The organism is Bathymodiolus platifrons methanotrophic gill symbiont (assembly GCF_002189065.1).
Classification (GTDB): domain Bacteria; phylum Pseudomonadota; class Gammaproteobacteria; order Methylococcales; family Methylomonadaceae; genus Methyloprofundus.
Genome location: NZ_BDMN01000244.1, coordinates 1 through 1,868, shown reverse-complemented (window position 1 = coordinate 1,868; position 1,868 = coordinate 1). Strand labels below are relative to the sequence as shown.

The 1,868-nt window shown below is 40.3% G+C and carries 3 protein-coding genes; all 3 read left to right on the top strand.

The window, feature by feature from the left end; all coding sequences use genetic code 11:
* Positions 1-683: 683 nt before the first annotated feature.
* Positions 684-962 (top strand): type II toxin-antitoxin system RelE/ParE family toxin, encoded by a 279-nt coding sequence (locus CDZ78_RS13815; RefSeq protein ID WP_087870533.1) that lies wholly within the window; start codon positions 684-686, stop codon positions 960-962.
* 9 nt (positions 963-971) lie between these two features.
* On the top strand, positions 972-1,259 hold the full coding sequence (locus CDZ78_RS13810; protein ID WP_087870532.1) for a HigA family addiction module antitoxin: 288 nt from the start codon (positions 972-974) through the stop codon (positions 1,257-1,259).
* Between the two features lie 428 nt (positions 1,260-1,687).
* Positions 1,688-1,868, top strand: a 181-nt coding sequence (locus CDZ78_RS13795) for a type II toxin-antitoxin system HicB family antitoxin (RefSeq protein WP_140414068.1), incomplete at its 3' end; no start/stop codon positions are given.

The following is a 1,868-nucleotide window of genomic DNA, read 5'->3' as shown; positions in this document are numbered from 1 at the left end:
ACTGAAGTTTCCCAATTATTGAGTAGCTGAAATACACAATGCTGGTGTATCGAGGTTTATTTTCGGGGAGTCCCTACTTTTGCGAAAGCTCATTTTGGGCGTCCAAGCCCAAGTTCGCGGCAAAAGCTTAACGGGACTGATTAAAATCTGCGATGCCCTGATTCGCCCTGCGTCCACTTATAAAAACCCTAGAGGGGTTTTTATTTAGTTACCTCAAATGGCTTGACGCGATGTCGGAATGCCTTGTATTTTCTCTACGCAAAAAGACGCTTCGAGAAAACACCCGGCCCTATCGCTATCACGGACTAAAAATCTTCACTTCGCTTAGGCTCCGTTTCCAGGATTTTCAGCGTTTGTGAGTTCAAGGGGTCAGCCAGCTTGATTTGGGGGATTTTCGAGGCTTGTCTTTTGAAAAGCACCGAGGCAATATTCAGGAAAGTTCATATAGCAAAGAAATTTAAAGAAAGCCTAAGGGGTCAGGTCCCGAATTGCGAATTAAAGAAATGATTAAAGGGCACGTTAACCTTTTTTGGGGTGACCGATCAATGGGGTCAGACTCGATTGATCTGCCACCTATAGGGTTCAAGGCCCAAATCCCGAATTAACCAAACTCAAAACAGCTAAGAAATCAAGAGGCAACAGAAATATTGTAAATTGTGAATTAAAGGGTTACAATTTTAATTATGATTAAAAGCTTTATCCACAAAGGGTTAGAAAAATTCTATCGAACAGGAAGTAAAGCAGGTATTCAAGCAAAACACTCTGAGCGGTTACGTTTGATTCTTGCTCAATTAAACCAAGCTAAAACGATTCAAGATATGGATATTCCATTTCTTAAACTTCACGAATTAAAAGGTGATAGAAAAGGAATATACTCTGCAACAGTACAAGCAAATTGGCGTATTACTTTCCAGTTTTATGAAGGTGATGCAGACGTTGTGAATTATGAGGATTACCACTAAGGAGGTATTATGGAAATGTATAATCCACCTCACCCAGGTGAGGTCATAAAAGGCTTATGGTTAAAGCCAGCAAATATAAGTATTACTGAAGCGGCTAAGGCATTAGCTGTGAGTAGAAAAACGTTGTCAAAAATAATAAATGGAAATGGAAGTGTAACACCTGAAATGGCTGTTAGGTTGTCAATTGCGTTAGGTGGCAGCGCAGAAAGCTGGATAGGTCATCAAGTGACTTATGACCTGTGGCAGATCAAACAGTATAAACATGAATTAGGCGTGAATGTGTTAAAAGTTGCCTAAATTGGGATTAATAGGGTCAGACTCGATTGACCTGCCACCTCCGGGGCCAGGTCCCGAATTGCGAATTAAAGAAATGATTAAAGGGCACGTTAACCTTTTTTGGGGTGACCGACATTGCCATCGATGGAAAAGTTTCAAGGGGTCAGCCAGCTTGATTTTTAATGGGATTTGGGTCTGGGCAGTGGGGCAGATTACGAATAACTCATAAGTTCGGCACGCTTAATTTCCCTTCTTCTTTTAATTCCATTTATGTTGAATTGACTTAAAAATGGAATGCTTGTATTCTTATTTCTAAGGTAATTAAAATACTTGAAAAGAGTGGCTGATATCTTTCTCGTACAAGGGGAAGTCACCGATTCTGGAAAGCTAAGTGATGAACTGGCTCCTGGAACACAAAATAGTATTTTCAAACAAGCGGGATATAAAAAATGAGGTATCTAATCGTAGTTGAAGAAACAAGCACAGGGTTTTCTTCTTATTCACCTGATTTTGATGGTTGTGTTGCAACAGGCAAAACAAAAGAAGAGGTTGAGAAAGTTATGCAGGAAGCGATGGAGTTTCATCCGCTTAAAATCAGGGAAACGGAGCCTAAGCGGAGTGATGATTTTT